Annotated in this window: 24 protein-coding genes; 12 read left to right on the top strand and 12 right to left on the bottom strand. The window is 72.5% G+C overall.

What is annotated here, in order from left to right:
- The first annotated feature begins 117 nt into the window (after positions 1–117).
- On the top strand, positions 118–930 hold the full coding sequence (locus HNR22_RS29860; protein WP_179783179.1) for a YcnI family copper-binding membrane protein: 813 nt from the start codon (positions 118–120) through the stop codon (positions 928–930).
- 140 nt (positions 931–1,070) lie between these two features.
- Here HNR22_RS29860 and HNR22_RS29855 read toward each other — a convergent pair whose 3' ends face one another.
- Positions 1,071–1,991, bottom strand: a complete 921-nt coding sequence (locus HNR22_RS29855) for an ADP-ribosylglycohydrolase family protein (protein WP_179783178.1) — start codon at positions 1,989–1,991, stop codon at positions 1,071–1,073.
- Between the two features lie 73 nt (positions 1,992–2,064).
- On the opposite strand from HNR22_RS29855, the gene HNR22_RS29850 reads away from it, so the two are divergent.
- Entirely contained in the window at positions 2,065–2,754 is a 690-nt protein-coding gene (locus HNR22_RS29850) for a winged helix-turn-helix domain-containing protein (RefSeq protein WP_179783177.1), read from the top strand.
- 29 nt (positions 2,755–2,783) lie between these two features.
- Positions 2,784–4,187, top strand: coding sequence for a HAMP domain-containing sensor histidine kinase (locus HNR22_RS29845; RefSeq protein WP_179783176.1), 1,404 nt, complete (start codon positions 2,784–2,786; stop codon positions 4,185–4,187).
- A gap of 273 nt (positions 4,188–4,460) precedes the next feature.
- Here the strand turns inward: HNR22_RS29845 and HNR22_RS29840 are convergent, their stop codons facing one another.
- Both HNR22_RS29840 and HNR22_RS29835 read right to left on the bottom strand, forming a co-directional pair.
- Positions 4,461–5,483, bottom strand: a complete 1,023-nt coding sequence (locus tag HNR22_RS29840) for an adenosine deaminase (RefSeq protein WP_179783175.1) — start codon at positions 5,481–5,483, stop codon at positions 4,461–4,463.
- Positions 5,480–6,274: a trans-aconitate 2-methyltransferase gene (locus HNR22_RS29835; RefSeq protein WP_179783174.1), complete on the bottom strand. Its 795-nt coding sequence runs from the start codon at positions 6,272–6,274 to the stop codon at positions 5,480–5,482. Before HNR22_RS29835 ends, HNR22_RS29840 begins: the two co-directional genes overlap by 4 nt.
- 84 nt (positions 6,275–6,358) lie before the next feature.
- Here HNR22_RS29835 and HNR22_RS29830 point away from each other — a divergent pair, with 84 nt between their 5' ends.
- Positions 6,359–7,342 carry an aldo/keto reductase gene (locus HNR22_RS29830; protein WP_179783173.1) on the top strand — a complete coding sequence of 328 codons (984 nt, stop codon included), beginning with the start codon at positions 6,359–6,361 and terminating at the stop codon, positions 7,340–7,342.
- Between the two features lie 88 nt (positions 7,343–7,430).
- Positions 7,431–7,625 carry a hypothetical protein gene (locus HNR22_RS29825; RefSeq protein WP_179783172.1) on the top strand — a complete coding sequence of 65 codons (195 nt, stop codon included), beginning with the start codon at positions 7,431–7,433 and terminating at the stop codon, positions 7,623–7,625.
- A gap of 124 nt (positions 7,626–7,749) precedes the next feature.
- Here HNR22_RS29825 and HNR22_RS29820 read toward each other — a convergent pair whose 3' ends face one another.
- The 7 genes from HNR22_RS29820 to HNR22_RS29790 all read right to left on the bottom strand — a co-directional run bounded on the left by HNR22_RS29820 (position 7,750) and on the right by HNR22_RS29790 (position 12,216).
- Positions 7,750–7,953, bottom strand: a complete 204-nt coding sequence (locus HNR22_RS29820; RefSeq protein ID WP_030338233.1) for a cold-shock protein — start codon at positions 7,951–7,953, stop codon at positions 7,750–7,752.
- 288 nt (positions 7,954–8,241) lie between these two features.
- On the bottom strand, positions 8,242–8,502 hold the full coding sequence (locus tag HNR22_RS29815; RefSeq protein ID WP_425488116.1) for a DUF4235 domain-containing protein: 261 nt from the start codon (positions 8,500–8,502) through the stop codon (positions 8,242–8,244).
- Between the two features lie 8 nt (positions 8,503–8,510).
- The gene (locus tag HNR22_RS29810; RefSeq protein ID WP_179783170.1) at positions 8,511–8,885 is read right to left on the bottom strand and encodes a DUF3618 domain-containing protein; all 375 of its coding nucleotides are present in this window, start codon (positions 8,883–8,885) and stop codon (positions 8,511–8,513) included.
- Positions 8,882–9,316, bottom strand: a complete 435-nt coding sequence (locus HNR22_RS29805) for a phage holin family protein (protein ID WP_179783169.1) — start codon at positions 9,314–9,316, stop codon at positions 8,882–8,884. Before HNR22_RS29805 ends, HNR22_RS29810 begins: the two co-directional genes overlap by 4 nt.
- Before the next feature lie 382 nt (positions 9,317–9,698).
- Positions 9,699–10,886, bottom strand: a complete 1,188-nt coding sequence (locus HNR22_RS29800) for a mechanosensitive ion channel domain-containing protein (RefSeq protein ID WP_179783168.1) — start codon at positions 10,884–10,886, stop codon at positions 9,699–9,701.
- An 83-nt stretch (positions 10,887–10,969) separates the two neighbouring features.
- Complete coding sequence (locus HNR22_RS29795) at positions 10,970–11,791, bottom strand: DUF1206 domain-containing protein (RefSeq protein WP_179783167.1); 822 nt, start codon at positions 11,789–11,791, stop codon at positions 10,970–10,972.
- 59 nt (positions 11,792–11,850) lie between these two features.
- Positions 11,851–12,216, bottom strand: a complete 366-nt coding sequence (locus HNR22_RS29790) for a hypothetical protein (protein ID WP_343060018.1) — start codon at positions 12,214–12,216, stop codon at positions 11,851–11,853.
- A 96-nt stretch (positions 12,217–12,312) separates the two neighbouring features.
- Between HNR22_RS29790 and HNR22_RS29785 the strand changes: the two genes are divergently transcribed.
- On the top strand, positions 12,313–13,539 hold the full coding sequence (locus HNR22_RS29785; RefSeq protein WP_179783166.1) for a cysteine desulfurase-like protein: 1,227 nt from the start codon (positions 12,313–12,315) through the stop codon (positions 13,537–13,539).
- Positions 13,536–13,823: a GNAT family N-acetyltransferase gene (locus HNR22_RS29780; protein ID WP_179783165.1), complete on the top strand. Its 288-nt coding sequence runs from the start codon at positions 13,536–13,538 to the stop codon at positions 13,821–13,823. Before HNR22_RS29785 ends, HNR22_RS29780 begins: the two co-directional genes overlap by 4 nt.
- Before the next feature lie 14 nt (positions 13,824–13,837).
- On the opposite strand, the gene HNR22_RS29775 is transcribed toward HNR22_RS29780, so the two are convergent.
- The gene (locus tag HNR22_RS29775; protein WP_179783164.1) at positions 13,838–15,328 is read right to left on the bottom strand and encodes a glycoside hydrolase family 3 N-terminal domain-containing protein; all 1,491 of its coding nucleotides are present in this window, start codon (positions 15,326–15,328) and stop codon (positions 13,838–13,840) included.
- Between the two features lie 215 nt (positions 15,329–15,543).
- Here HNR22_RS29775 and HNR22_RS31780 point away from each other — a divergent pair, with 215 nt between their 5' ends.
- From HNR22_RS31780 to HNR22_RS29760, 4 genes are all read left to right on the top strand, one after another.
- Entirely contained in the window at positions 15,544–15,669 is a 126-nt protein-coding gene (locus HNR22_RS31780) for a hypothetical protein (protein WP_255421242.1), read from the top strand.
- A 99-nt stretch (positions 15,670–15,768) separates the two neighbouring features.
- Positions 15,769–16,719 carry a TIGR03557 family F420-dependent LLM class oxidoreductase gene (locus HNR22_RS29770; protein ID WP_179783163.1) on the top strand — a complete coding sequence of 317 codons (951 nt, stop codon included), beginning with the start codon at positions 15,769–15,771 and terminating at the stop codon, positions 16,717–16,719.
- Between the two features lie 105 nt (positions 16,720–16,824).
- The gene (locus HNR22_RS29765; protein WP_179783162.1) at positions 16,825–18,456 is read left to right on the top strand and encodes a RecQ family ATP-dependent DNA helicase; all 1,632 of its coding nucleotides are present in this window, start codon (positions 16,825–16,827) and stop codon (positions 18,454–18,456) included.
- An 89-nt stretch (positions 18,457–18,545) separates the two neighbouring features.
- A complete protein-coding gene (locus HNR22_RS29760; protein ID WP_179783161.1) occupies positions 18,546–19,049 on the top strand; it encodes a hypothetical protein in 504 nt (167 codons plus the stop codon).
- Between the two features lie 145 nt (positions 19,050–19,194).
- Here the strand turns inward: HNR22_RS29760 and HNR22_RS29755 are convergent, their stop codons facing one another.
- Entirely contained in the window at positions 19,195–20,781 is a 1,587-nt protein-coding gene (locus HNR22_RS29755) for an MFS transporter (RefSeq protein ID WP_218906791.1), read from the bottom strand.
- A gap of 82 nt (positions 20,782–20,863) precedes the next feature.
- Here HNR22_RS29755 and HNR22_RS29750 point away from each other — a divergent pair, with 82 nt between their 5' ends.
- Positions 20,864–21,625 carry a TetR/AcrR family transcriptional regulator C-terminal domain-containing protein gene (locus HNR22_RS29750; protein WP_179783160.1) on the top strand — a complete coding sequence of 254 codons (762 nt, stop codon included), beginning with the start codon at positions 20,864–20,866 and terminating at the stop codon, positions 21,623–21,625.
- The last annotated feature ends 9 nt before the right edge of the window (positions 21,626–21,634 follow it).

The following is a 21,634-nucleotide window of genomic DNA, read 5'->3' as shown; positions in this document are numbered from 1 at the left end:
CCCCCGACCGGGAAGGGCACCTTCCTCACGTCCGCGTTGAACCTTTCGCGCCTCGCAGCCGAACTACAGGGTGTGGCCGGAACCGGTGCCGGTCGCGCGGACGGATGGGGGCACGAGATGGCGAGCACGCACGGCGGCGAGCGCCGACGGCGGATCTTGGCGGTGACCGCGCTGACCGCCGCCGGGCTGCTGCTCTGGCCCGGCACGGCGCACGCGGTGGACGTGACGACCACCCCGACCGAGGCCCGGCAGGGCGACGCCGTACGCCTGGAGTTCAGCGTGCCGGAGGAGCGGGCCGGCACGAAGACCAACCAGGTCGAGGTCCGATTGCCGGCCGACGCGCCGATCGCCGAGGTCTACCCGATGTCGGTGAACGGCTGGGCGCCCCGGATCAGCTCCCGCACCCTGGACAAGCCGGTGGCCGGCATCCACTCCTCCGGCGTGAGCACGGTGACCACGGCGGTGACCTGGGTCCGGGTGGGCGAGAGCGACCCCGGCCCGGCCCGACTGGCGCTGTCCATGGGGCCGATGCCGCAGGCGGAGCGGCTCACCTTCGAGGTGGTCCAGACGTACGCCGATGGCACGGTGGTCCGTTGGGCGGACGCCGCCGGTCCGCACCGGGCCCCGGCGCTCACCCTGCTGCCGGCGGCGCCCGGCGCGACGGGTCAGGCCGCACACGGCGGGCACGGCGGTCCGGCGGCCGGTGCGCCAGCCGCTGCGGACAGCGGTGTCGACGCCCCGGCCGCTGGTGCGGGCGGCGCGGACGAGGAGTCCGGTAGCGCCGACGGGATGTTGGCCGCCGGCCTGCTGGCCGGCTTGGGCGGCGGCGCGGCGATCGGTTGGCTGGTCAGCCGGTGGCGCCGACGCGACCCGGACGAGGCCACCGCGCTGGCCGAGGTGACCGGCGCCGTTTCCACGTCATCTCGGTGATCCACTCGGCGTCCCGGAAACCGCGGCATCAACGCCGCACGGACACCCCGATTTGCAGAAACCCGAGTCGATCATGGCCCGGTGCGGCCAGGCCAGGTGGCGGTTCAGGCCGGCCGGGCCGCACTGGCAGGCCGGGGTGGTCAGGGCAGCCAGGTGGGTAACGGCTCGCGGGCGGCCAGCCAGGACTCCGGCACGCCGCCCGGGGTGCCGACACCGGTGTACGCCGCCACCACCGCCCCGGCGATGGCGGCCGTGGTGTCCACGTCCCCACCCGCCCGCACGCACGTCCGGATCGCCGCCGGATAGTCGTCCAGGTGGGTGGCGACCACCCAGAGGGTGAACCCGACGGTGTCCTGGGCGGTCACCCGGGACCCGTTGCCGAGCGCCGCCACCACCCGGGGCAGCGGCCGGCCGAGCAGCCCGGCCGCCCGGTTCACGCTCCGGTGCACCTCCGTGCCCGGATCGAGCGCGGCGGCGATCCCAGCGAGCAGCCGCTCCGGGGCTGGCCGGTGCCCGTCGAGGCGTGCACGAGCGGCCAACGAGGCGGCGACAGCGACCGCGACGGCGCCGGCGACGCCCTCGGGGTGCGCGTGCGTCACCTCGGCCGAGGAGCGGGCCTGGGCTGCGGCACGCGCGGTCGAGTCGGCGAAGTACGCGCCCAGCGGACCGACCCGCATGGCCGCGCCGTTGCCGCAGGAGCCCTGACCGTCGAAGGCGGAGGCGGCGGCCAGCGGCCACGGGGTGCCGGTGCGGATCAGCCGAAGGACCAGCGTCGCGCCGGCGCCGTAGCCCCGACGCGGCTCGCAGCGCTCGGCGAAGGCCAGGGCCAGCCGGTCCCGGTCGATGCTGCCGGAGTCGGCGAGCTCGGCGAGGACCGAGCAGGCCATCTCGGTGTCGTCGGTCCACTCCCAGGGCGACGGCGGCATCGCTTGCGGGGTGAGATCCACAGGTGCCGACCCCGGGAGGAAATACTGGGCGCCGAGCGCGTCGCCGGTGGAGAGACCGGCGAGGCTGTCCCGGGCGAGCGCCAGGCGGGCATCGGCGAACAGGGTGAACGACATCGTCGTACCAGCTTGCCCCCTCGCCAGGCACGTCGCAACGCGATCAACTTGCCAGGCCCAGTACGGTCTTGTCGTGGCCTCCGTGCTCCTGGTCGAAGACGATCACGTCGTACGCGGCGCGATGCTGCGGTCCCTCACCGACCGGGGGCATGCCGTGCACGCCGTGGGTACGGCGTTGGACGCGCTGCGCCGGGTCGCCGCGGAGACACCCGACCTGGTGGTGCTCGACCTGGGTCTGCCGGACCTGGACGGCTCGGACGCGCTGCGGATGCTGCGCGGCATCACCGACGTCCCGATCATCATCGCCACCGCCCGGGACGACGAGCAGTCGGTGGTCAAGTTGCTGCGTGCCGGTGCGGACGACTACATGGTCAAGCCGTTCACCGGGGCGCACCTGGACGCGCGGATCACCACCGTGCTGCGCCGGGCCGGGCGGGCCAGCCGGACGGTGCAACCCGCGGTGCACAGCGTCGGCGGGCTCCGGGTGGACGTGGGCGAACGCAGTGCCCAGCTCGACGGGGAGCAACTGGCGCTGACCCGCAAGGAATTTGACCTGCTGGCGTATCTCGCGGCGCGACCTGGGCGGGTAGTGTCCCGCCGGGAACTCTTGGAGGAGGTATGGCGGCAGCCATCGGTCGGCGAGGATCAGACAATCGACGTTCACCTGTACTGGCTCCGCAGAAAGATGGGCGAGTCCGCGGCGAAGCCGCGCTACCTGCGCACCGTGCGGGGGGTCGGGTTCCGGCTGGTGGCACCGGACTGAGGACGGCGCTGGCCCTGCTCACGGCCGGCATGTGCAGTCTCGTCGCGCTCGCGTTCCTGATCCCCCTCGGCCTCAGCCTGCGTGAGCAGAGCCGGGACGAGGCGATCGCCGACGCCGCCCGGCGCAGCGCGCTGGTGACCGGCGCGCTGGCGGTCAGCACCGACCCGGCGGTCGTCGAGCGTGCCGTGGTGGCCAGCGCCGAGGGTGCCCAGACCCGGCCGGTGGTGCACGGGTTGGGTCTGGACGAGTCCGCCGCCCGGGCCAGTGCCAGCGACCTGGACCGGGCCCGGGCCGACCGGCGGTCGCTGGTCGTGGACGTCGACGGCGGTGTGGTCCGGCTCGACCCGGTGGTCCTCGGTGACCAGACGGCCGTGGTCGAGGTGTTCCTTCCGGATTCGACGCTGGGCGAGGGTGCCGGCGGCACCTGGTTGCTGCTGTTCGCGGTCGGCGCGGCGATGGCCGGCGCGGCGGTGCTGGTGGTCGACCGGGTCGCCGCCCGCGCGGTGGACTCGACCCGAGGTCTGGTCAAGGCCGCACTGTCCATCGGCGACGGCGACCTGGGCGTACGGGTGGAGCCGACCGGTCCCCGCGAGCTGGCCGAGGCCGGGTACGCCTTCAACCGGATGGCGGACCTGCTCGACGCGGCCCGCACCGACGAGCGGGAGCTGGTGGCCGACCTGTCGCACCGCCTGCGTACCCCGTTGACAGTGCTGCGGTTGGACGCGGAGGCGTTGGAGTCCGACGACACCAGCGTGGGTTCGTTCAGCCCGGCGGAGCTGGACCGGCTCCGGGGCATCCGGCGGATCCGGCAGGCGATCGTCACCCTGGAGGGTGAGATCGACGTGCTGATCAAGACGACCCGCAAGTCGGTGGCGCACGAGGCCGGTCCGGCGATGTGCGACGTCAGCGAGGTGGTCCGGGACCGGATGGTGTTCTGGGCGGCCCTGGCCGGCGACCAGAACCGGCCGCACCGGGTGAACGGCGCGCAGTTGCGCATCCCGGCGCCGGTGCCACGGGCCGAGCTGGCCGCCGCGCTGGACGCGGTCATCGGCAACGTCTTCCGCTACACGCCGCAGGGCACCGCGTTCGAGGTGGCCGTGTCCCGACGGGACGGTTACGTGGCGATCCGGATCGACGACGCCGGTCCCGGCATCACCAACCCGGACCGGGCGCTGCGCCGGGGCACCAGCGACCAGGGTTCCACCGGGCTCGGGCTGGACATCGCCAAGCGGGTGGCGTTGCAGGCCAACGGGTCGGTGAGCATCGACCGCGCCCGGCTGGGCGGGGCCAGCGTGGTGATGCTGCTCGCCGACCCGGAGGCGACACCCCGGCAGGTGAGCCGCTTCGGTCTGGTCGGCCGGATGGCCCGCGACGCCCGGGACACGAAGTCCAGCGGACGTCGCTGGCCCCGCCAGCGCCCCACCGACGAGTGACCGCAACGGCCCGGGTTGTGGGCCGGCGCAAGTCTTCCTTAGATCGCGGTTAACGATCGCGTGTGACCGGCTGCGGGCTGACAGGATCAGTGCACGAACCCACCAGTTTCACCGGTCGAGCGCACCACGCACCCCCGGCCGGTGAAGCCGCGCGCGCGGCGGGAGCCTTAGGTCCCCCCACACCCACGCTCCCGCCGCGCGCCCCGCTCCCCCGAACGGCTCAGCGCCCGCTGCGAGCGGCCCACCGGCTCAGCCGCGCTCCGGCCGTTTCGCTCAGCCGGCAGTGGCGAGGTACGCGTCGATCTCGGCGCTGATCCGCTGCTTGCCGGCGGGGTCGAGGAAGGACGCGGTCACCGCGTTGCGGGCCAGCCCGGCCAGACCCCCGCCATCGGCCCCGAGCAGACGGGCCGCCACCGCGTACTCGTCGTTGAGGGTCGTGCCGAACATCGGCGGGTCGTCGGAGTTGATGGTGACCAGCAGCCCCGCCCGGACCAGCTGGGGCAGCGGGTGCTCGTCGAGGCTGGCCACCGCCCGGGTCCGTACGTTGGACGTCGGGCAGATCTCCATCCCGATCTGTCGCTCGGCCAGGTACGTGAGCAGCTCCGGGTCCTGCGCGGCGGAGATGCCGTGACCGATGCGCTCGGCGCCCAGCTCGTTCAGCGCGTCCCAGATCGTCTGCGGGCCGGTGGTCTCCCCGGCGTGCGGCACCGAGCGCAGACCGGCCGCGCGGGCCTGGTCGAACCAGGGCCGGAACTGCGGTCGGGGTACGCCGATCTCCGGGCCACCGAGACCGAAGCTGACCAGCCCGTCCGGGCGTTCCTCCAGGGCGATGCGCAGCGTCTCCTCGGCGGCGGGCAGACCCGCCTCGCCAGGGATGTCGAAGCACCAGCGCAGTTCGAGGCCGAAGTCGGCCAGGGCGCGCCGGCGGGCGTCCTCGATCGCCTCGCAGAACGCGGGCGCGGGGATGCCCCGACTCACGTGCGAGTACGGGGTGATGGTCAGCTCCGCGTACCGGACCTGTTGGCGTGCCAGCTCCCGGGCCACCTCGTGGGTGAGGATCCAGACGTCCTCCGGGTCGCGGATGAGGTCCACCACGCTCAGGTAGACCTCGATGAAGTGCGCGAAGTCGCGGAACTCGAAGTAGGCGGCGAGCGCCTCCGGGTCGGCCGGCACGGGGGTGCGTCCCTCGTGGCGGGCTGCCAGCTCGGCGACGATCCGGGGCGAGGCGGAGCCGACGTGGTGCACGTGCAGCTCCACCTTGGGCAGGCCGGCGATGAAGGTGGGCAGGTCGGTCACAGGTTCTCCTGGGCATGGTCGCCGGTGCGGGCGACGACGAAGACGCGGCGGAACGGGAAGTACACCTGACCCTGCCGCACCGGGTACGCCGCGGTGAGCCGTACCCCCAGCTCGGCCCGGAAGGCCGACCAGTCGGCGGCGTCCAGCGCGGCCCGGACCGGGCGCAGCGCGGTGCCTTCCATCCAGGTCAGCACCGGGTGCTCGGCGGCGGGCCGAGCCGGCAGCAGGTGCACGTAGGTAGTCTCCCAGGCGTCCACCGCGCAGCCGGCGGCGGTCAGCAGCGCCACATAGTCGGCCGGGTCGTCGACCGGGTCCGCGCGCAGCAGCGGAGCGATCTCGGCCCGCCAGGCCGGCTGGTCGGCGACCTCGCGCAGGGCGCGGTGCGACGCTGCGGCGAAGTTGCCGGGGACCTGCATGGCGAGCCACGCCCCGGCGGGCAGCTCGGCGGCCCAGCGGCGCAGCAGCTCCTGGTGGCCCGGCACCCACTGGAGCGCGGCGTTGCTGACGACCACGTCCTCGTCGCCGGTCGGATGCCAGTCGCGCAGGTCGGCGACCGCGAAGTCGACCGGCGCACCTAGGGCCTTGGCCCGGTCGATCATGTCGGGTGAGGAGTCCAGGCCGAGCACCCGGCTGGTCGGCCAGCGCTCGGCGAGGGTGGCGGTGAGCTGGCCAGGGCCGCAGCCGAGGTCGACCACGGCCCGGGGCCGCGCGGCGGGGATCCGCGCGACGAGGTCGTGGAACGGCCGGGACCGCTCGTCGCCGTAGCGCAGGTAGGTGGTCGGGTCCCACATCGCAGCCTCCCAAACCGTACGTCCGTCTTGTTTCAAGGTACGGCTCGCGTGGCAGGCCGGCAACCCGGTCACTAGGCTCGGGGCATGGAACAGCGCAGCTTCAACCGGCTCGGCCGGACCGTCGGCGCGGTCGGCCTGGGCGCCTGGCAGCTCGGCGGCGACTGGGGCACCGTCAGCGAGGGCGACGCGATGGCGGTGCTCGCCGCCGCCGTGGACTCCGGAGTCACCTTCCTCGACACCGCCGACGTGTACGGCGACGGTCGCAGCGAGCAGCTGATCGGCCGCTTCCTGCGCTCCCGACCCGACGCCGGGCTCACCGTCGCCACCAAGATGGGCCGCCGCGTCGAGCAGCGGCCGGAGGCGTACACCCTGGCCAACTTCCGGCAGTGGACCGACCGCTCCCGAAGCAACCTGGGCATGGATACGCTGCACCTCGTCCAGCTGCACTGCCCGCCCACCGCCGTCTTCTCGTCCGACGAGGTCTTCGACGGCCTGGACACCCTCGTCGCCGAGAAGGCCATCGCCGGGTACGGGGTCAGCGTCGAGACCTGCGACCAGGCCCTCACCGCGATCGCCCGGCCCGGAGTGGCGAGTGTGCAGATCATCCTCAACGCGGTCCGCCACAAGCCCCTGGAGCAGGTCCTTCCCGCCGCTGCGGCGGCCGGTGTCGGCATCATCGCCCGGGTGCCGTTGGCCAGCGGCCTGCTCTCCGGCCGGTACGACGAGCACACCGAGTTCCCCGCCGACGACCACCGCAACTTCAACCGCACCGGCGCGGCCTTCGACGTCGGCGAGACGTTCTCCGGCGTCGACTTCGCGCAGGGCCTTGCCGCCGTACGCCGGCTGGCACCGCTGGTCGACGCGGACCGCACGATGGCGCAGTTCGCGCTGCGCTGGGTGCTCGACCAGCCGGGCGTCACCGTGGTCATCCCCGGCGCCCGCGACGCTGACCAGGCGCGGCGCAACGCCGCGGCGGCGGACCTGTCGTCGCTGAGCGACGACCAGCTGGCAGCCGTACGCGAGATCTACGACGAGCTCATCCGCCCGCAGGTGCACGACCGGTGGTGACCCGCACGCGCAGGGTGCTCGCGTCGCGCCCCCCGGCCGACCATGCTGGAGGGCGACGCGCCGCCTCGGGTGGCGGAGAGGGGACGCGATGAGGGGCTGGCTTTCGCTCACCCTCGGCCTGCTGGCCGTCGTGATCGGTGCCGTGTGGACGGTGCAGGGCCTCGGCTATGTCAGCGGCAGCGTGATGACCGACCAGAAGATCTGGGCGGTGCTCGGCCCGATCGTGGCGCTGGCCGGGCTGGTGGTGCTCTGGCTCGGCCTGCGCTCGCGCCGCCGACTCTGACCGACCGGTCCGCTGGTCCTGGTGACCCGGCACGGGAAAGCCCCGCATCCCTGAAGGGATGCGGGGCTTTCCAACGGCCCTGTGCCGGACCGTCCCACTGACCGGCGGGGGCCGGCCGTCTCACTCAGATGGGACGGACCTGCTCAGCCTGCGGGCCCTTCTGACCCTGAGCGATCTCGAACTCCACCCGCTGGTTCTCCTCCAGCGAGCGGTAGCCGCTGGTCTGGATGGCCGAGAAGTGGACGAACACGTCAGCACCCCCACCATCGACGGTGATGAAGCCGAAGCCCTTGTCAGCGTTGAACCACTTCACGGTTCCCTGAGCCATGTGTATCTCCCTCTAAAAACTGGCGGCCGTGCACGCCGTCCGGCCGATTGGCCGTTTTCGAGCAGCGGTGCCTGAGGCGGCCCCACGAAGGAGACTTCTCTCAACCCACGCCATCTCGCAACAGCGGGGACCAGCAAATCACGGAGGTAAAAAGTCTGTCACGACCTCTCCGACGAATTTCTCCGACATGTGACCTGACGGATGCCTCAGTTCCGCTGGGCGGCGTCCGAAGCCATGCGAAAGCCCCCTTCCCATCGATGCGGGAAGGGGGCTGAAGTCGCTGTGTGGTCAGTCCGGCCAGCTGCCGGTCATCCGGCGGACGCCGACCGCGCCGCCCCGGTCCACCGCGGCCCGGACGACCGCGAAGATGGCCCCCTGCAACGCCGCGGCGGCCAGGATCTCGCCCCAGCGGCGATCCTCGTCGGTGGCGTTGGGCGCCTCACCGTCGCCCGCGGTGACCTTCCAGACCTGCCGGAAGATCGCCCCGGCCACCGTGCCCGCGGCGATACCCAACAACACGCCGACCGGCCGGTACGCGACCCTGCCGATGCTCCTGCTCACCTACGCCTCCCCCGCACGATCATCAGAACCACCACGGTGGCCACCGCACCGGCGGCGATCGCCGCCCACGGCACAGGGTTGCGGCGCACCAACTCGCCCTTGTCGTGCGCCTGTGCGCGCACCAACTCGCCCTTCTCGTGGGCCTGCGCGCGGGCCATCTCGGCGCCCCGCACGGCCTGCCCGCGAACCCGGGCGACGGTCTGCGCCGCCTGCTCGCGCATCCGCTCCTTCGCCTGCTCGGCGGAAACCTTCAGGCGCGCCTTGACGTCGGCCTTGGCGGCCAGCGCCTCCATCGTCTCGCCCAACTCGACCCGGGTGCGGCGGATCTCCTCGCGGAGCGCCTCCGTGTCGCCGGTCCCGTTGCCGGTCATTGCCGCCCCCTGTCCTTCACCGCGGCGGTGACGGTGTCCACGTCGGCCCGGAGGCTGCGAACCGTCGCCGCCGGCACCGGTGGGACCGCACGGCTGACCTGCTTCTTGCCCACCAGGGCGAGGATGCCAGCCACCAGGAAGCAGGCCACCGCCACAATCAGCGCGGCGGCCCAGGCGGGCAACACCAGGTCGAGCAGCAGGATCGCCGTGGCGACCAGAGCGCCCAGGCCGAAGAACGCCAGCGCGCCGCCGCCGCCGAAGAGGCCGATGCCAATGCCCGCGTGCTTCCCCTTCTCGGTCAACTCCGCTCGGGCCAGCGCCAGTTCGTCCCGTACGAGACGGGAGACCTGCTCGGTGGCCCGCTGCACCAACTCGGCGGTGGAGGGCTCGCTCCCGTTCTGGGATGTGCGGGCGTTCGCCACGTCAGCCATGCTGTCCTCCTTTCCTCATCACCGCGCTGTATGCCCGGAGTCGCCGCCCGTCAATCCTAAAGCGCGCCAAGCAGCTCACCGTCCGCGTTGTCCGGACGGCGCGCCGAGGACCGTCACCCCGTCCAACGCCGATCGCGCCAGAGACGTCCGGCAGCACATCCCCCACCCAAGCCCGACCAAACCTCCCAGACCCCACCCACCCGCCCCGCTGCGTCCCGCACCTCCCGCGCGTGACCAAGAGGTTCCGGTCAGGAAACGCCGGGGTGGGTGACCGAAACCTCTTGATCAACCGCTGGAGGGGGTGCGAGGGACGCCAGGCGTACCGGCCCGGTCGGTGACCGCCCGGGGCCGGCCGGCGACGATCGCGGGGCGGGGTGGGGGGTCAGGGGCGGGTTTCTTCGGGGCCCACGAAGGCTTCGCTGCGGGCGTCGCCGTCGTCGCTGCCACCGAAGACGCGCGCGTCGTCCGGTGCCTCGGTCTCCGACAGGCGGCGTGCCGGCCGCCTCGGCTGCACCCACTGCCAGGGCAGGTTGCTGCTGGAGTCACCCAGCTCGGTGCGCATCCGGGGCATCGCGGTCGGGCGGTTGTCCCGGATCCAGGCCACCAGATGCTCCCGCACCAGGCAGCGCAGGTCCCACAGGCTGCCCGCGTCGGCGGCGCTGACCAGCGCCCGCATTCGTACCGTCCCGCCGGTGGCGTCGGTGACCTGCAGGACGCACACCCGGCCGTCCCACAGCTCGGTGCCCTCGACCAGGCGGCGCAGCTCCTCACGCATGGTCTGCACCGGCACCGACCAGTCCACGTCGATCTCGGCGGTGCCGAGCACCGCCGCCTCGGTCCGGGTCCAGTTCTGGAACGGCTTGCTGGTGAAGTACGAGGTGGGCAGGATCAACCGCCGGTCGTCCCAGATCTGCACGACGACGTAGCTCAGGGTCAACTCCTCGATCCGCCCCCACTCCCCCTCGACGACCACCACGTCGTCGAGCCGGACGGCGTCGCTGAAGGCGAGTTGGAGGCCGGCGAAGACGTTGCCGAGCAGGCTCTGCGCGGCGAGCGCGGCCACCACACCGACCACACCGGCCGAGGTCAACACACCCGCGCCGATGCCGCGCACGCTCGGGAACGTCATCAGCATCACGCCGACGGTCAGGATGACGATCACCGCGATGGTCAGCCGGCGCAGCATCACCACCTGGGTCCGGACCCGCCGGGCGTGCCGGTTGTCGGGTACGTCGACCCGGAACCGGGCCAGCGCGGTGTCCTCCACGACGACCAGCAGAGCGGCGACCAGCCAGGCGGCGCTGGCGATGACGGCGAGGACGAGCAGGTGCAGCAGCAGGCGGCGCCAGCCATCGCCGACCGCGTACCCGGTGCTGAACCGGACGGCGAACTGCACCGCGAGGACCGTCCCGGCGACCTGGAACGGTCGGTGCGCGTGGTCGGTCAGCTCGGTCAGCAGCTGTGACCGGCGGCCGTACCGCCGGGTCAGCCGGTGGACGACCTCGACCAGGAAGAGAGCGACCGCCGCCGCGACGAGCGCGGCGACGGCCGTTTCGAGATAGTTCTGCACAGCTGCGTTGCTCCCCTTCGACAAGACGTCGGGCACTCCGGGCAAAAGCCCAAGAGTGCCCGACAGTCGTGATATCGACCAGCTCAGACCTTGCGGTACCGGGACTGGAGGAAGCAGTAGACGCCGAAGGCGGCGATGCCCAGGGCGACCAGGGTCAGCAGGATCGTGCCGTACGACTGCTCGCGCAGGGTGTGCAGCGCGGCGTCCAGACCACGGGCCTTCTCCGGGTCGTAGTTCACCGCAGCCACGATGACCAGCAGACCGGCGATGCCGTACGCGACGCCCTTGGCCACGTACCCGGCCATACCGAGACGGCGAGCCAGTTGGCGGGTCTTCGGGCTCATCTCACCGGTCTTCAGGTGCTTCTCGAACTTCTTGCGGATGCCGTAGATGACCAGGCCGATGCCGATCGCGGCGAGCACCAGGCCCGCCAGGCCGACGAGCCAGCGACCGCCGCTGGAGGTCATCAGCTTGCCGGTCAGCGCCTCCTGCTGGTCGGCGCTGTTCGACCCGGCGTCCTTGAAGACCTTGAACGCGGTCCAGGCGAAGTAGAGGTAGACGATGGTCCGGCCGGCCGAGGCGAGCCGTTCGATGACCCGCTCCCTGCCCCGCTCGGCGCGGTGCCCGACCGCCGCCTCCAGCGCCTGCCAGATCGCCATCGCGAGCAGGCCGACCGCGACGGCGATGACCAGGAACTTACCGAGGGGCTGTTCGGAGAGGGTACGCAGCGCGCCGGACTGGTCGCCGTCGTCGGACGACTTGTCGAAGGCGATCTGCAACGCCAGCCAGGCGAAGAGGAGGTGGACGATGCCGTAGCCGATGAAGCCGGCCCGGGCGAGGAGTTCCAGCCACCGGCTGTCCGCCGTACGGGAGGCGGTGGCTTCTGCGCTACGGGTGAGTGACATGGCGCCACAATCTCCGATTCGGAAGATTCCCAAACGTCGGCCACCGCCGCCCGCCCAGGTCAGCTGCCCGGGTTACGCGACACGCGAATCTTGACCTGTTGGTCGGTGACGCTGTCCAGGGTCACCCCGAAACCCCCGGCCTCGGCGGCCTGCTGGCCGGTGGTGAGGGTGAGCTGTTCGCCGGCGACCTCGACGGTCACCTGGTCACCCTCGGCGCCGACCAGCTTGGCCTCGACGCCCAGGATCGTGGTCCTCGCGTCGACACCCCGATCGAAGGTGACAGTGCAGGCGTCCACCGAACAGTCTGTGGAGGCGCCCTGGGAGCTGCAGCCGGCGAGCACGGCGATGCCGAGCGCCAGACCGGCGAACAGACCGGCGGCGCGGCGGACGGGGGGCATGGGCATGGTGGCGGGTCGGTTCGTCACCTCGCCAAGAGTACGAGACGCCCGCGATGTCACGGTCGATCGGTGATCACCCGGTGGCCGGACGGCGTCGCGGGAGCACCGGCTAGGGTCCGGGACATGCCGTTCGACATCGCCCGCACCCGGGCCGCGTACCCCGCCCTGACCGAGGGCTTCGTCCACTTCGACGGGGCCGGGGGCACCCAGACCGCCGCCGGTGTGATCGACGCGGTCGCCGACGCCATGCGCGCGGCGGTCGGCAACCGCAGCGCTGCCAACGTAGCGGGCCGCCGGTCGTTGGAACTGGTGGCCGAGGCCCGCTCGGCGGTGGCCGACCTGCTGGGCGCCGACCCGGCCGGGGTGGTGCTCGGCCCGAGTGCCACCGCGCTGACGTACACCCTGGCCCGCACGCTCGGCGCGACCTGGCGCCCGGGTGACGAGGTGGTGGTGTCCCGGCTCGACCACGACGCCAACGTCCGGCCGTGGGTGCAGGCCGCCGAGGCGGCCGGTGCGACGGTGCGCTGGGCCGAGGTCGACCGGCACACCGGCGAGCTGCCCGCCGCCCAGTACGCCGACCTGGTCGGCGAGCGGACCCGGCTGGTCGCGGTGACCGCCGGCAGCAACGCCATCGGCACCATGCCGGACGTGCCGGCGATCGCCAAGATCGCGCACGCTGTCGGCGCACTCGTCCACGTCGACGGGGTGCACTCCGTTCCGCACGGGCCGACCGACCTGACCTCACTCGGTGCCGACATGCTGGTGACCAGCGCGTACAAGTGGTCCGGGCCGCACCTGGCGGCGATGGTGGCCGACCCGGCCCGCTGGGCGGCGCTACGCCCGGCGAAGCTGGTGCCGTCCTCCGACGCGGTGCCGGACCGGTTCGAGTACGGCACGCCGAGCTTCCCGCTGCTGGCCGGTGTGACGGCGGCGGTCGATCACCTGGCCGGCCTGGACCCGGACGCGGTCGGGGACCGGCGGGCGCGACTGCGGGCCGGTCTGGCCGCCGCCCAGGCGCACGAGGAGGCGCTGCTTGACCGGTTGCTCGGCGGGCTGGCGGAGCGGCCGGCGATCACCGTCTACGGCTCGCCGGCCCGGCGCTGTCCCACGGTGTCGTTCCGGGTCGCCGGGATGTCACCGGCGGCCACCCAGGAGGCGTTGGGCGCCGCCGGGTTCTGCCTGTCGGTCGGCGACTACTACGCCTACGAGTACTTCCAGATGATGGGTCTGCGGGACAGCGGCGGCGCGGTGCGGGCCAGCATCTACCACTACAACACGGCCGACGAGGTGGACCGGTTGCTCGGCGAACTCGACGCGCTGACCGGCGGCACGGGGAGAATGGCCGGATGAGCACCCTGGTCGAGGACAACCCGGCGAAGCACCGCTTCGAGATCCTGGTCGACGACGCGTTGGCCGGCTTCACGGCGTACCTGATGCGCGGGGAGGTCCTGGTCTTCACCCACACCGAGGTGGACCGGGGCTTCCAGGGCAAGGGCGTGGGCGGCGCGTTGATGCGGGGCACCCTGGACGAGGTCCGCGCCCGGGGCGCCACGGTGGTGCCGCAGTGCCCGTTCATGGCCGCGTTCATCGACAAGCACCCCGAGTACGCCGACCTGGTCGCCGACCTGCCGTAGGCGCGACGGTCGGCTCAGCGGGTGCCGGTCAGCACCTCGGCGGCGGCCCAGCCACTGGCCCGGGTCGCGCCGTGGGTGGCCAGGTGCACCGACCCGGTCACCAGCTCCGGCACACCCAGCTCGACAACGATCGCGTCCGGCCGGGCGGCGAGGGCCCGCTGCACGGCGGAGCGCATCCAGTCGTGCCGGTGCAGGTCGCGGACCACCAGGACCAGTGGGCGGGTGCCCGCTGCGGCGCCCGGGTCGGCCGGCACGTCGGGCTCGGCGTAGCGGACCGTGCTGGTGCCGGGCAGCAGCTCGCCCAGGGGAGCGCCGATCCCCCACGGGGTCTCCACGCCGATGGCGATGTTGCGCAGCGGCTCGAACTCGACGACGTACGCCGGGCGGGTCAGCGGCAGCGCGTCCGTCGCGGTCCGGGAGGCGGTGACCCGCACCGCGCGGCGGGCGGCGACAAGCCCGACGTCGGCGGCGTCACGTCGCCCGGCCGACCCGGCGGTGCGGGCGGCCACCGTCCAGGCGGCGAGTTGCCCGACCCGCTTGGCCGCCTCGGCGAGTCGCTCCTCGGGCAGTTCACCGGAGACGACGGCGGCCACGATGGCGTCGCGCAGCTCGATCGCCGCCTGCTCGTCGGCCCGCTCGCCGCCGATGCAGATCGCGTCGGCGCCGGCCGCCAGGGCGCGAACCGTCGCACCGGCGAAGCCGTACCGGTCGGCGACGGCGCGCATCTCCATCGCGTCGGTCACCACCACGCCGGAGAAGCCCATCTCGTCGCGGAGCAGCCCGCTCAGGATGCGCTGACTCAACGTGGCCGGCAGTTGCGGGTCGAGCGCCGGCACCAGCAGGTGGCCGGTCATCACCGCCTGCACTCCGGCGGCCACGGCGGCCCGGAACGGGGCCAGTTCGTAGGCGTCCAGCCGGTCCCGGTCGGCGGTGATCCGGGGTAGGTCGTGATGCGAGTCGACGCGGGTGTCGCCGTGCCCCGGGAAGTGCTTGGCGCAGGCGGCCACGCCGCCGGCCTGCAAGCCGCGTACCCAGGCGGCGGTGTGCCGGGCGACCAGCGCCGGGTCGGCGCCGAAGGAGCGCACGCCGATCACCGGGTTGTCCGGGTTGGAGTTGACGTCGGCGTCCGGGGCGTAGTTGAGGGTGACGCCGGTCGCGGCCAGCTCGACGCCGAGGTCCCGGGCGACCGCCTCGGTCAGCTCCGGGTCGTCGACAGCGCCGAGGGCGAGGTTGCCGGGTCGGGAGCTGCCGTGCACCGATTCGAGCCGGGTCACGTCGCCGGCCTCCTCGTCGATCGCCACGATGACGTCCGGCCGTTCGGCGCGCAGCGTCGCGGTGAGCGCCGCCACCTGCGCGGGGTCGACGACGTTGCGGGCGAAGAGCACCACCCCGCCGAGGCCATCACCGAGCCAGCGGCACACCCACGGCGGCGGGGTGGTGCCGACGAACCCGGGTTGCAGGACGGCGGCGGCGAGCGCCGGAAGGTGCCCGGCGGACGCGGTCACACCGCCCCCTCGGGACGGTCGGTCTCCAGCACCGGCGTCGGTGCGCCCCCGTCAAACCACTGGTCGCGCTCGTTCATGCGGCCCCGTACCCCATCTCTCGCGCGCCCTCGGCGCACCGCCACCGGCAGGCGGTCATGCCATGGTCACACCGTGCGATTCAATAGTCAATAAACCTTACAGTTGCCTGCCGGCCCGCTCCCCGGGAGAGTGCGGGGATGGACCCCGCCCTGCTGGCCGACGCGACGAGCCCGGCCGACATCCCCGGCGTACGCCTGCTCGGCCTGGTGGTCGGCGCGCTGCTGCTGCTCGCCGCGATCCGGGCGATGTTCGGTCGACGCTGAGCGCCCCGCACCAATCGGGGCCCGGCGAGCCGTGTGTGGCCGTCCGCGCCCGGGGTACGGCATTCCCCATCAGCAGGATCGCGCGCCGAAGGGGAAACGATGAAGATCGGATATTTTCTGTCCAGTGAGGAGTTCACGCCAGCCGAGCTGCTGGAGCAGGCGCGCGGTGCCGAACGGGCCGGCTTCGAGGCGCTGTGGATCTCCGACCACTACCACCCGTGGGTGGACGCGCAGGGCCAGAGCCCGTTCGTCTGGTCGATGATCGGCGCGCTCAGCCAGGTCTGTTCGCTGCCGGTGACCACCGCGGTGACCTGCCCCACGGTCCGGATCCACCCGGCCGTGATCGCGCAGGCGGCGGCGACCAGCGCGGTGCTGCACGGCGGGCGGTTCGTGCTCGGCGTCGGCACCGGCGAGGCGCTCAACGAGCACATCTTCGGCGACGCGTGGCCGCAGGCCGACGTCCGCCTGGAGATGCTGGAGGAGGCCGTCGAGGTGCTGCGCAAGCTGTGGACCGGCGACTTCGTCAACCACCACGGCAAGCACTACACCGTCGAGCACGCCCGGATCTACACGCTGCCGGACACTCCCCCGCCGATCTACGTCTCCGGGTTCGGCCCGAAGTCCATCGAGCTGGCCGCCCGAATCGGTGACGGGTACGTGAGCACCATGCCCGACGGCGAGATGGTCCGGCGCTTCCGGGAGAACGGCGGCGGCGACAAGCCGTGCCAGGCCGGCTTCAAGGCGGCGTACGCGGACAGCGAGGACGAGGGCATGCGCATCGCGTACGAGCGCTGGCCGAACGCGGGGGTGCCGGGCGAGCTGTCCCAGGTGCTCCCCTCACCGCGCCACTTCGAGCAGGCCGCCGAGCTGGTCAAGCCGGAGATGGTCAGGGACGCGTTCGTCTGCGGCAACAACGTCGACGCGCACCTGGAGATGATCGACAAGTACGCCAAGGCCGGCTTCGACGAGGTGTACGTGGCCAACACCGGCCCGAACTACCAGGGCCTGTTCGACCTGTACCAGCGCGAGGTCCTGCCCCGAGTCCGCTGAGCCCCGGATCGGACGAGCCGGCTACCCAGGGGCATGGCCGATGCCCTGCCCATGATCGTGCGAATGTGTTTCGGCGGTCATGGGCTCGGGTACCTCCGGCCCTCGATGAAACTGTCCACGCACTCGATGACGTTGCGCCGCGCGGCCCGCAGCCTTTTCGGCTGGAAGGCGCTGCGGCCCAACCAACTGGCCGCCATGCGCGCGGTCATGAAGCGACGCGACGCACTGGTGGTGTTGCCCACCGGTGCCGGCAAGTCGGCGATCTACCAGATCCCGGCCAGCCTGATCCCCGGCCCTACCGTGGTGATCTCCCCACTGCTGGCCCTCCAGCAGGACCAGATCGCCTCCCTCAACGAGCGGCAACGCCCGGAGTTGCGAGCGGTGCGGATCAGCTCGAACGAGTCGCCCACCCAGCAGGCCGAGGCGATCACCGAGATCCGCGAGGGCCGGGCGGAGTTCCTGTTCATCACCCCGGAACAGCTCAGCAACCCGGACCGGATGGCCGAGGTCGCCGATCTGAAGCCGGCGCTGGTGGCGATCGACGAGGCGCACTGCATCTCGGCGTGGGGGCACGACTTCCGCCCCGACTACCTGGCGCTCGGGCACCTCATCGACGGCATCGGTCGGCCGCCGGTGGTCGCGCTGACCGCCACCGCTTCCCCTCCGGTACGCGACGACATCATCGCCCGGCTGCGGCTGCGCGAGCCGGAGGTGGTGGTCTCCGGGCTGGACCGGCCGAACCTGTTCGTCGAGGTGGCGCACTGCCCCGATGAGGGCTACCGGTGGCGGCGCCTGATGACCCTGCTCCGCGACGAGGGGCGGCCCGGGATCATCTACGTGCCGACCCGTCGGGCCGCCGAGGAGTTGGCCACCCGGTTGACCGACGCGGGCTTCCCGGCGCAGTTCTACCACGGTGGGATGGCCGCTGGCGCGCGCAACGAACTGCACGAGGCGTTCCTCGCCGACCAGGTCCCGATCATGGTGGCGACCTCGGCGTTCGGCATGGGCATCGACAAGCCGAACATCGCCTGGGTGGTGCACATGGCGCTGCCCGACTCGCCGGACAGCTACTTCCAGGAGATCGGCCGGGCCGGTCGGGACGGGCAACCGGCCCGGGTGCTGCTGCTCTGGCAGGCCGAGGACGTGGGTCTGCAACGGTTCTTCAGCGGCGGCCTGCCCGACGTCGACGAGCTGCGCGACCTGGCCGCGCTGCTGCGCCGTAAGCCGGCCACCAAGACCGAGCTGCGCGAGACCACCGGTCTCGGGCCGCGCAAGCTGGGCCAGTACCTCTCCCTGCTGGAGCAGATCGGCGCCGCCGAGCCGCGCGCACGGCAGCGCATCGGCGCTCCCCGCTACTCCCCCGCCCCGGCGGACGCCGCCGCGGCAGCGCTGGCCGAGGCGGAGCGCCAGCAGACCGTGACCCGGTCCCGCACCGACATGATGCGGGCGTTCGCCGAGACCCGGGCCTGCCGGGGGCAGACCCTGCTGGCCTACTTCGGCGAGCAGATGACGGACGTCTGCGGCCACTGCGACAACTGCCACAACGGCACCAGCGTGGCCGACCAGGGCGCGGTCGGGCCGTTCCCGGTGCACAGCCAGGTGCGTCACCCGGAGTGGGGACCCGGCATGGTGCTCTCCTACGAGGAGGACAAGATGACTGTTCTCTTCGATGAGGTCGGGTACAAGACGTTGTCGGTGCGCGTGGTGTCCGAACAGGGCCTGCTGACCCTGGACTAGCCTGACCCGGGCTCCCGTTGTCGGGCCCGGTGGATCGACCAAGCGAAGCACCGAGTGACCAAACAGAGCAGGGCGGAAGGGGCATTGCCGTGATCGAGCAGCCGGCGTACACCGGTTTCGGTTTCTCCGACGGGGAGTGGGGGCTGCTGGTCGGCCTGCCGCAGTCGGTTCTGACCGCGGCGAGCGCCGCCGAGTCCGACGGCACCCGTCGCACCATGGCGGAGAACGCGGCCGGCCTGGAGACCATCGCCGCCGGCCGGGAGTCGGCCAGCCCGCTGGTCGCGGCCGTGGCTGGCGAGATCGTGACCCGGGTCGGTGACCCGGATACCGGCGAGGAGTTGCCGGTCATCGCGCCCGCCGACCCCGGGGCGTACATCGACGACGTGCTGCTGCGGGCCGGCCAGGCCTCCGCGCTGCTGGCCGCCCGGGTCGACGAGGGCGAGGCCGGCGCGTACAAGCACTGGCTCGTGAAGATCGCCGAGCAGGTCGTGGGCGCCGCGTCCAGCGGTGGGCTGCTGGGCATCGGAGGCGAGTCCGTCAGCGACTCGGAGCGGCGTTTCCGCGACCGGCTCGCGCACGTGCTCAACGACTGACGCGCCCCGAGCAGCCCTTCCGGTGGCGCGACCGCCGGGTGGGTGCGGTGCGCACCGTTGATCGACTCGGTTTCCTGGAAACCGTGGCATCCCCGCGTTCGGGACGCCCCGACTTCCGGGAAACCGAGTCGATCATTTGGGGCGGCTACGCCTCGGCCGGCGCCGGCAGCGCGGTCGGCGTCGGGTCGCTCGGGAGCGCCTCGGTCGGGTCGGCCGGTTGGACGCCGCGCAGCGTGACCAGCGCGGCGACCGCGCCCAGCACCATCGCCACCATGGCGGCGACCGCCGCGAGGTGCAACCCGTCGGTGAACGCGACCCGGGCGGCGTGCAGCACCGCGTCGGCCAGATCCGCCGGTAACGCCTGGGCCACCGCGAGCGCGCCACCCAGCGTCTCCCGGGCAGCGTCACCGCTGTCGGCGGGCAAATCCGCCGGCAGGCCGTCGAGGATCTCGCGACGGTAGACCGCCGCGCCCACGCTGCCGAGGATCGCCATTCCCAGCGCACCGCCCAGCTCACTGCTGGACTCGGTCAGCGCCGACGCGACTCCGGCCTGCTCGGGGGGCGCCGCGCCGAGGACCAGCTCGGTGACGAGCGACATCACCATCACCAGGCCACCGGCGTAGACACTGGCGCCGACGAGCAGTAGCCACAGCGGCGACTCCGGCGTGACACGGGTCAGCACCGCGAAGCCGAGCACGGCGATCCCGAACCCCGCTCCGATCAGGTACGCCCGCTCGACACGCTGGGCGAGCGCGGCGGCGGCTGGCGCCACACCGCCCACGGCGAGGGACGGCACCAGGCTCCACAGTGCCGCTCGCAGCGGGCTCAGGCCGAGCACCAACTGGAGGTGCTGGGTGGTGAAGATGGCGAAGCCGACCAGCGCGAACATCGCCAGCAGGTTGACCGCGAGCGACCCGGCGAAGCCGCGGCGACGGAACAACGCAAGGTCGATCATCGGGTACGCCCGGGTCCGCTGCCGGTGCAGGAACAGCGCACCCATCAGCAGGCCGGCGACGATGGCGAGCACCCGCGTCGGGCTGAGGCCGTCGCGGGCCATCTCCTTGATGCCGTAGATCACCGGCAGCAGCGCGCCGAGGGACAGCGCGGCGCTGAACAGGTCGAACCGCCCGGTGGCCGGGTTGCGCGACTCCGGCACCAGGACCGGGGCGAGCAGGAGCAGCATCAGCATCGCCGGGATGTTGATCAGGAAGATCGACCCCCACCAGAAGTGCTCCAGCAGGATGCCGCTGAGCACCGGGCCGAGCGCGATGCCGCCGGTGAGTGTGGCGGTCCAGATGCCGATGGCGGTGCCCCGCTGCCTGGCATCGTGGAACAGGTTGCGCACCAGGGCGAGCGTGGACGGCATCAGGGTGGCCCCACCGATGCCGAGCACGGCGCGCGCGGCGATCAGCGTCGCGGCGCTGTCGGCATACGCGGCCAGCAGCGACGCCGCCCCGAAAGCGGCGGCGCCGATCAGCAGGAGCCGGCGTCGGCCGATCCGGTCGCCCAGAGCACCCATGGTGATGAGCAGCCCGGCCAGCACGAAGCCGTAGATGTCGAAGATCCAGAGCTGCTGGGTGGCCGTGGGGCGCAGCTCCTCGCTGATGAACGGGACGGCGAAGTAGAGCACCGACACGTCCATCGAGACCAGGAGCAGCGGCAGCATCAGCACCGTGAACCCGATCCACTCCCGTCGGCCCGCCCGTGGTGCCGGTGTGGTCGTCGCCATCATGACCAGTCCCCCTTCTGCGTATGTCGTACGCTGTTATGCGTAGACCATACGCAGAACTAGGATGGCGAGGCAAGGAGGAAATGTGGCGGCACAGACGGACGACAGCGGGCCCGCGATCCCGGCCTCCATCGAGAGCGCCTGGGGGCTGCGGGAACGACCACCCAAGGGCCCCCGGCCGGGGATGAGCGTGCCCGCCATCGTGGACGCCGCCGTACGGGTGGCCGACGCCGACGGGCTGGCAGCCGTCTCGATGAGCCGGGTCGCCAAGGAGCTGGGTGCCGCCACCATGGCCCTCTACCGTTACGTCGGCTCGAAGGACGAGCTGCTGATGCTCATGGTGGACACCGGCTACGGCCCGTCGCCGGGGCCGCCCCCGCCGGAGACCGACTGGCGCGCTGGCCTGACCCGGTGGGCCTGGGCCGAGCACAAGGTGCTGCGGCAGCGCGCCTGGCTGCTGCACGTGCCGATCACCGGTCCGCCGATCACCCCGCAGCAGCTCGGCTGGATGGAGGACGGGCTGCGCTGCCTCGACGGCACCGCCCTCGGCGAGGGCGAGAAGATGTCCGTGCTGCTGCTGCTCACCGGGTACGTCCGCAACGAGGCCACCCTCACGTCGCAGATAGCCGAGGGCGGCAAGGCGGCCGGCGTCGCGCCCAGCGAGATGATGCCGGCGTACGGTCGGACGGTGGCCCGGCTCATCGACCCGGCCCGCTTTCCGGCGCTGCACCGGGTGCTGACCGCCGGCGTGCTCACCCAGGACGACGACCCCGACGACGAGTTCGCCTTCGGCCTGGACCGGATCCTCGACGGCATCGAGGCCCTGATCCAGCGCCGAGCGGGCTGAGGGAACCGG

This window comes from Micromonospora jinlongensis (assembly GCF_013410645.1).
GTDB lineage: Bacteria > Actinomycetota > Actinomycetes > Mycobacteriales > Micromonosporaceae > Micromonospora > Micromonospora zamorensis.
The sequence above is the reverse complement of the archived record's forward strand: the minus strand, read 5'-3'. Positions and strand labels throughout refer to the sequence as shown.

Bases quoted from the DNA above. Each gene is read 5' to 3' on its own strand.
- HNR22_RS29860 (WP_179783179.1), top strand. From the start codon at position 118: ATGGCGAGCACGCACGGCGGCGAGCGCCGACGGCGGATCTTGGCGGTG.
- HNR22_RS29855 (WP_179783178.1), bottom strand. From the start codon at position 1,991: ATGTCGTTCACCCTGTTCGCCGATGCCCGCCTGGCGCTCGCCCGGGAC.
- HNR22_RS29845 (WP_179783176.1), top strand. From the start codon at position 2,784: ATGTGCAGTCTCGTCGCGCTCGCGTTCCTGATCCCCCTCGGCCTCAGC.
- HNR22_RS29835 (WP_179783174.1), bottom strand. From the start codon at position 6,274: ATGTGGGACCCGACCACCTACCTGCGCTACGGCGACGAGCGGTCCCGG.
- HNR22_RS29830 (WP_179783173.1), top strand. From the start codon at position 6,359: ATGGAACAGCGCAGCTTCAACCGGCTCGGCCGGACCGTCGGCGCGGTC.
- HNR22_RS29825 (WP_179783172.1), top strand. From the start codon at position 7,431: ATGAGGGGCTGGCTTTCGCTCACCCTCGGCCTGCTGGCCGTCGTGATC.
- HNR22_RS29820 (WP_030338233.1), bottom strand. From the start codon at position 7,953: ATGGCTCAGGGAACCGTGAAGTGGTTCAACGCTGACAAGGGCTTCGGC.
- HNR22_RS29810 (WP_179783170.1), bottom strand. From the start codon at position 8,885: ATGACCGGCAACGGGACCGGCGACACGGAGGCGCTCCGCGAGGAGATC.
- HNR22_RS29805 (WP_179783169.1), bottom strand. From the start codon at position 9,316: ATGGCTGACGTGGCGAACGCCCGCACATCCCAGAACGGGAGCGAGCCC.
- HNR22_RS29795 (WP_179783167.1), bottom strand. From the start codon at position 11,791: ATGTCACTCACCCGTAGCGCAGAAGCCACCGCCTCCCGTACGGCGGAC.
- HNR22_RS29785 (WP_179783166.1), top strand. From the start codon at position 12,313: ATGCCGTTCGACATCGCCCGCACCCGGGCCGCGTACCCCGCCCTGACC.
- HNR22_RS29780 (WP_179783165.1), top strand. From the start codon at position 13,536: ATGAGCACCCTGGTCGAGGACAACCCGGCGAAGCACCGCTTCGAGATC.
- HNR22_RS31780 (WP_255421242.1), top strand. From the start codon at position 15,544: ATGGACCCCGCCCTGCTGGCCGACGCGACGAGCCCGGCCGACATCCCC.
- HNR22_RS29770 (WP_179783163.1), top strand. From the start codon at position 15,769: ATGAAGATCGGATATTTTCTGTCCAGTGAGGAGTTCACGCCAGCCGAG.
- HNR22_RS29765 (WP_179783162.1), top strand. From the start codon at position 16,825: ATGAAACTGTCCACGCACTCGATGACGTTGCGCCGCGCGGCCCGCAGC.
- HNR22_RS29755 (WP_218906791.1), bottom strand. From the start codon at position 20,781: ATGATGGCGACGACCACACCGGCACCACGGGCGGGCCGACGGGAGTGG.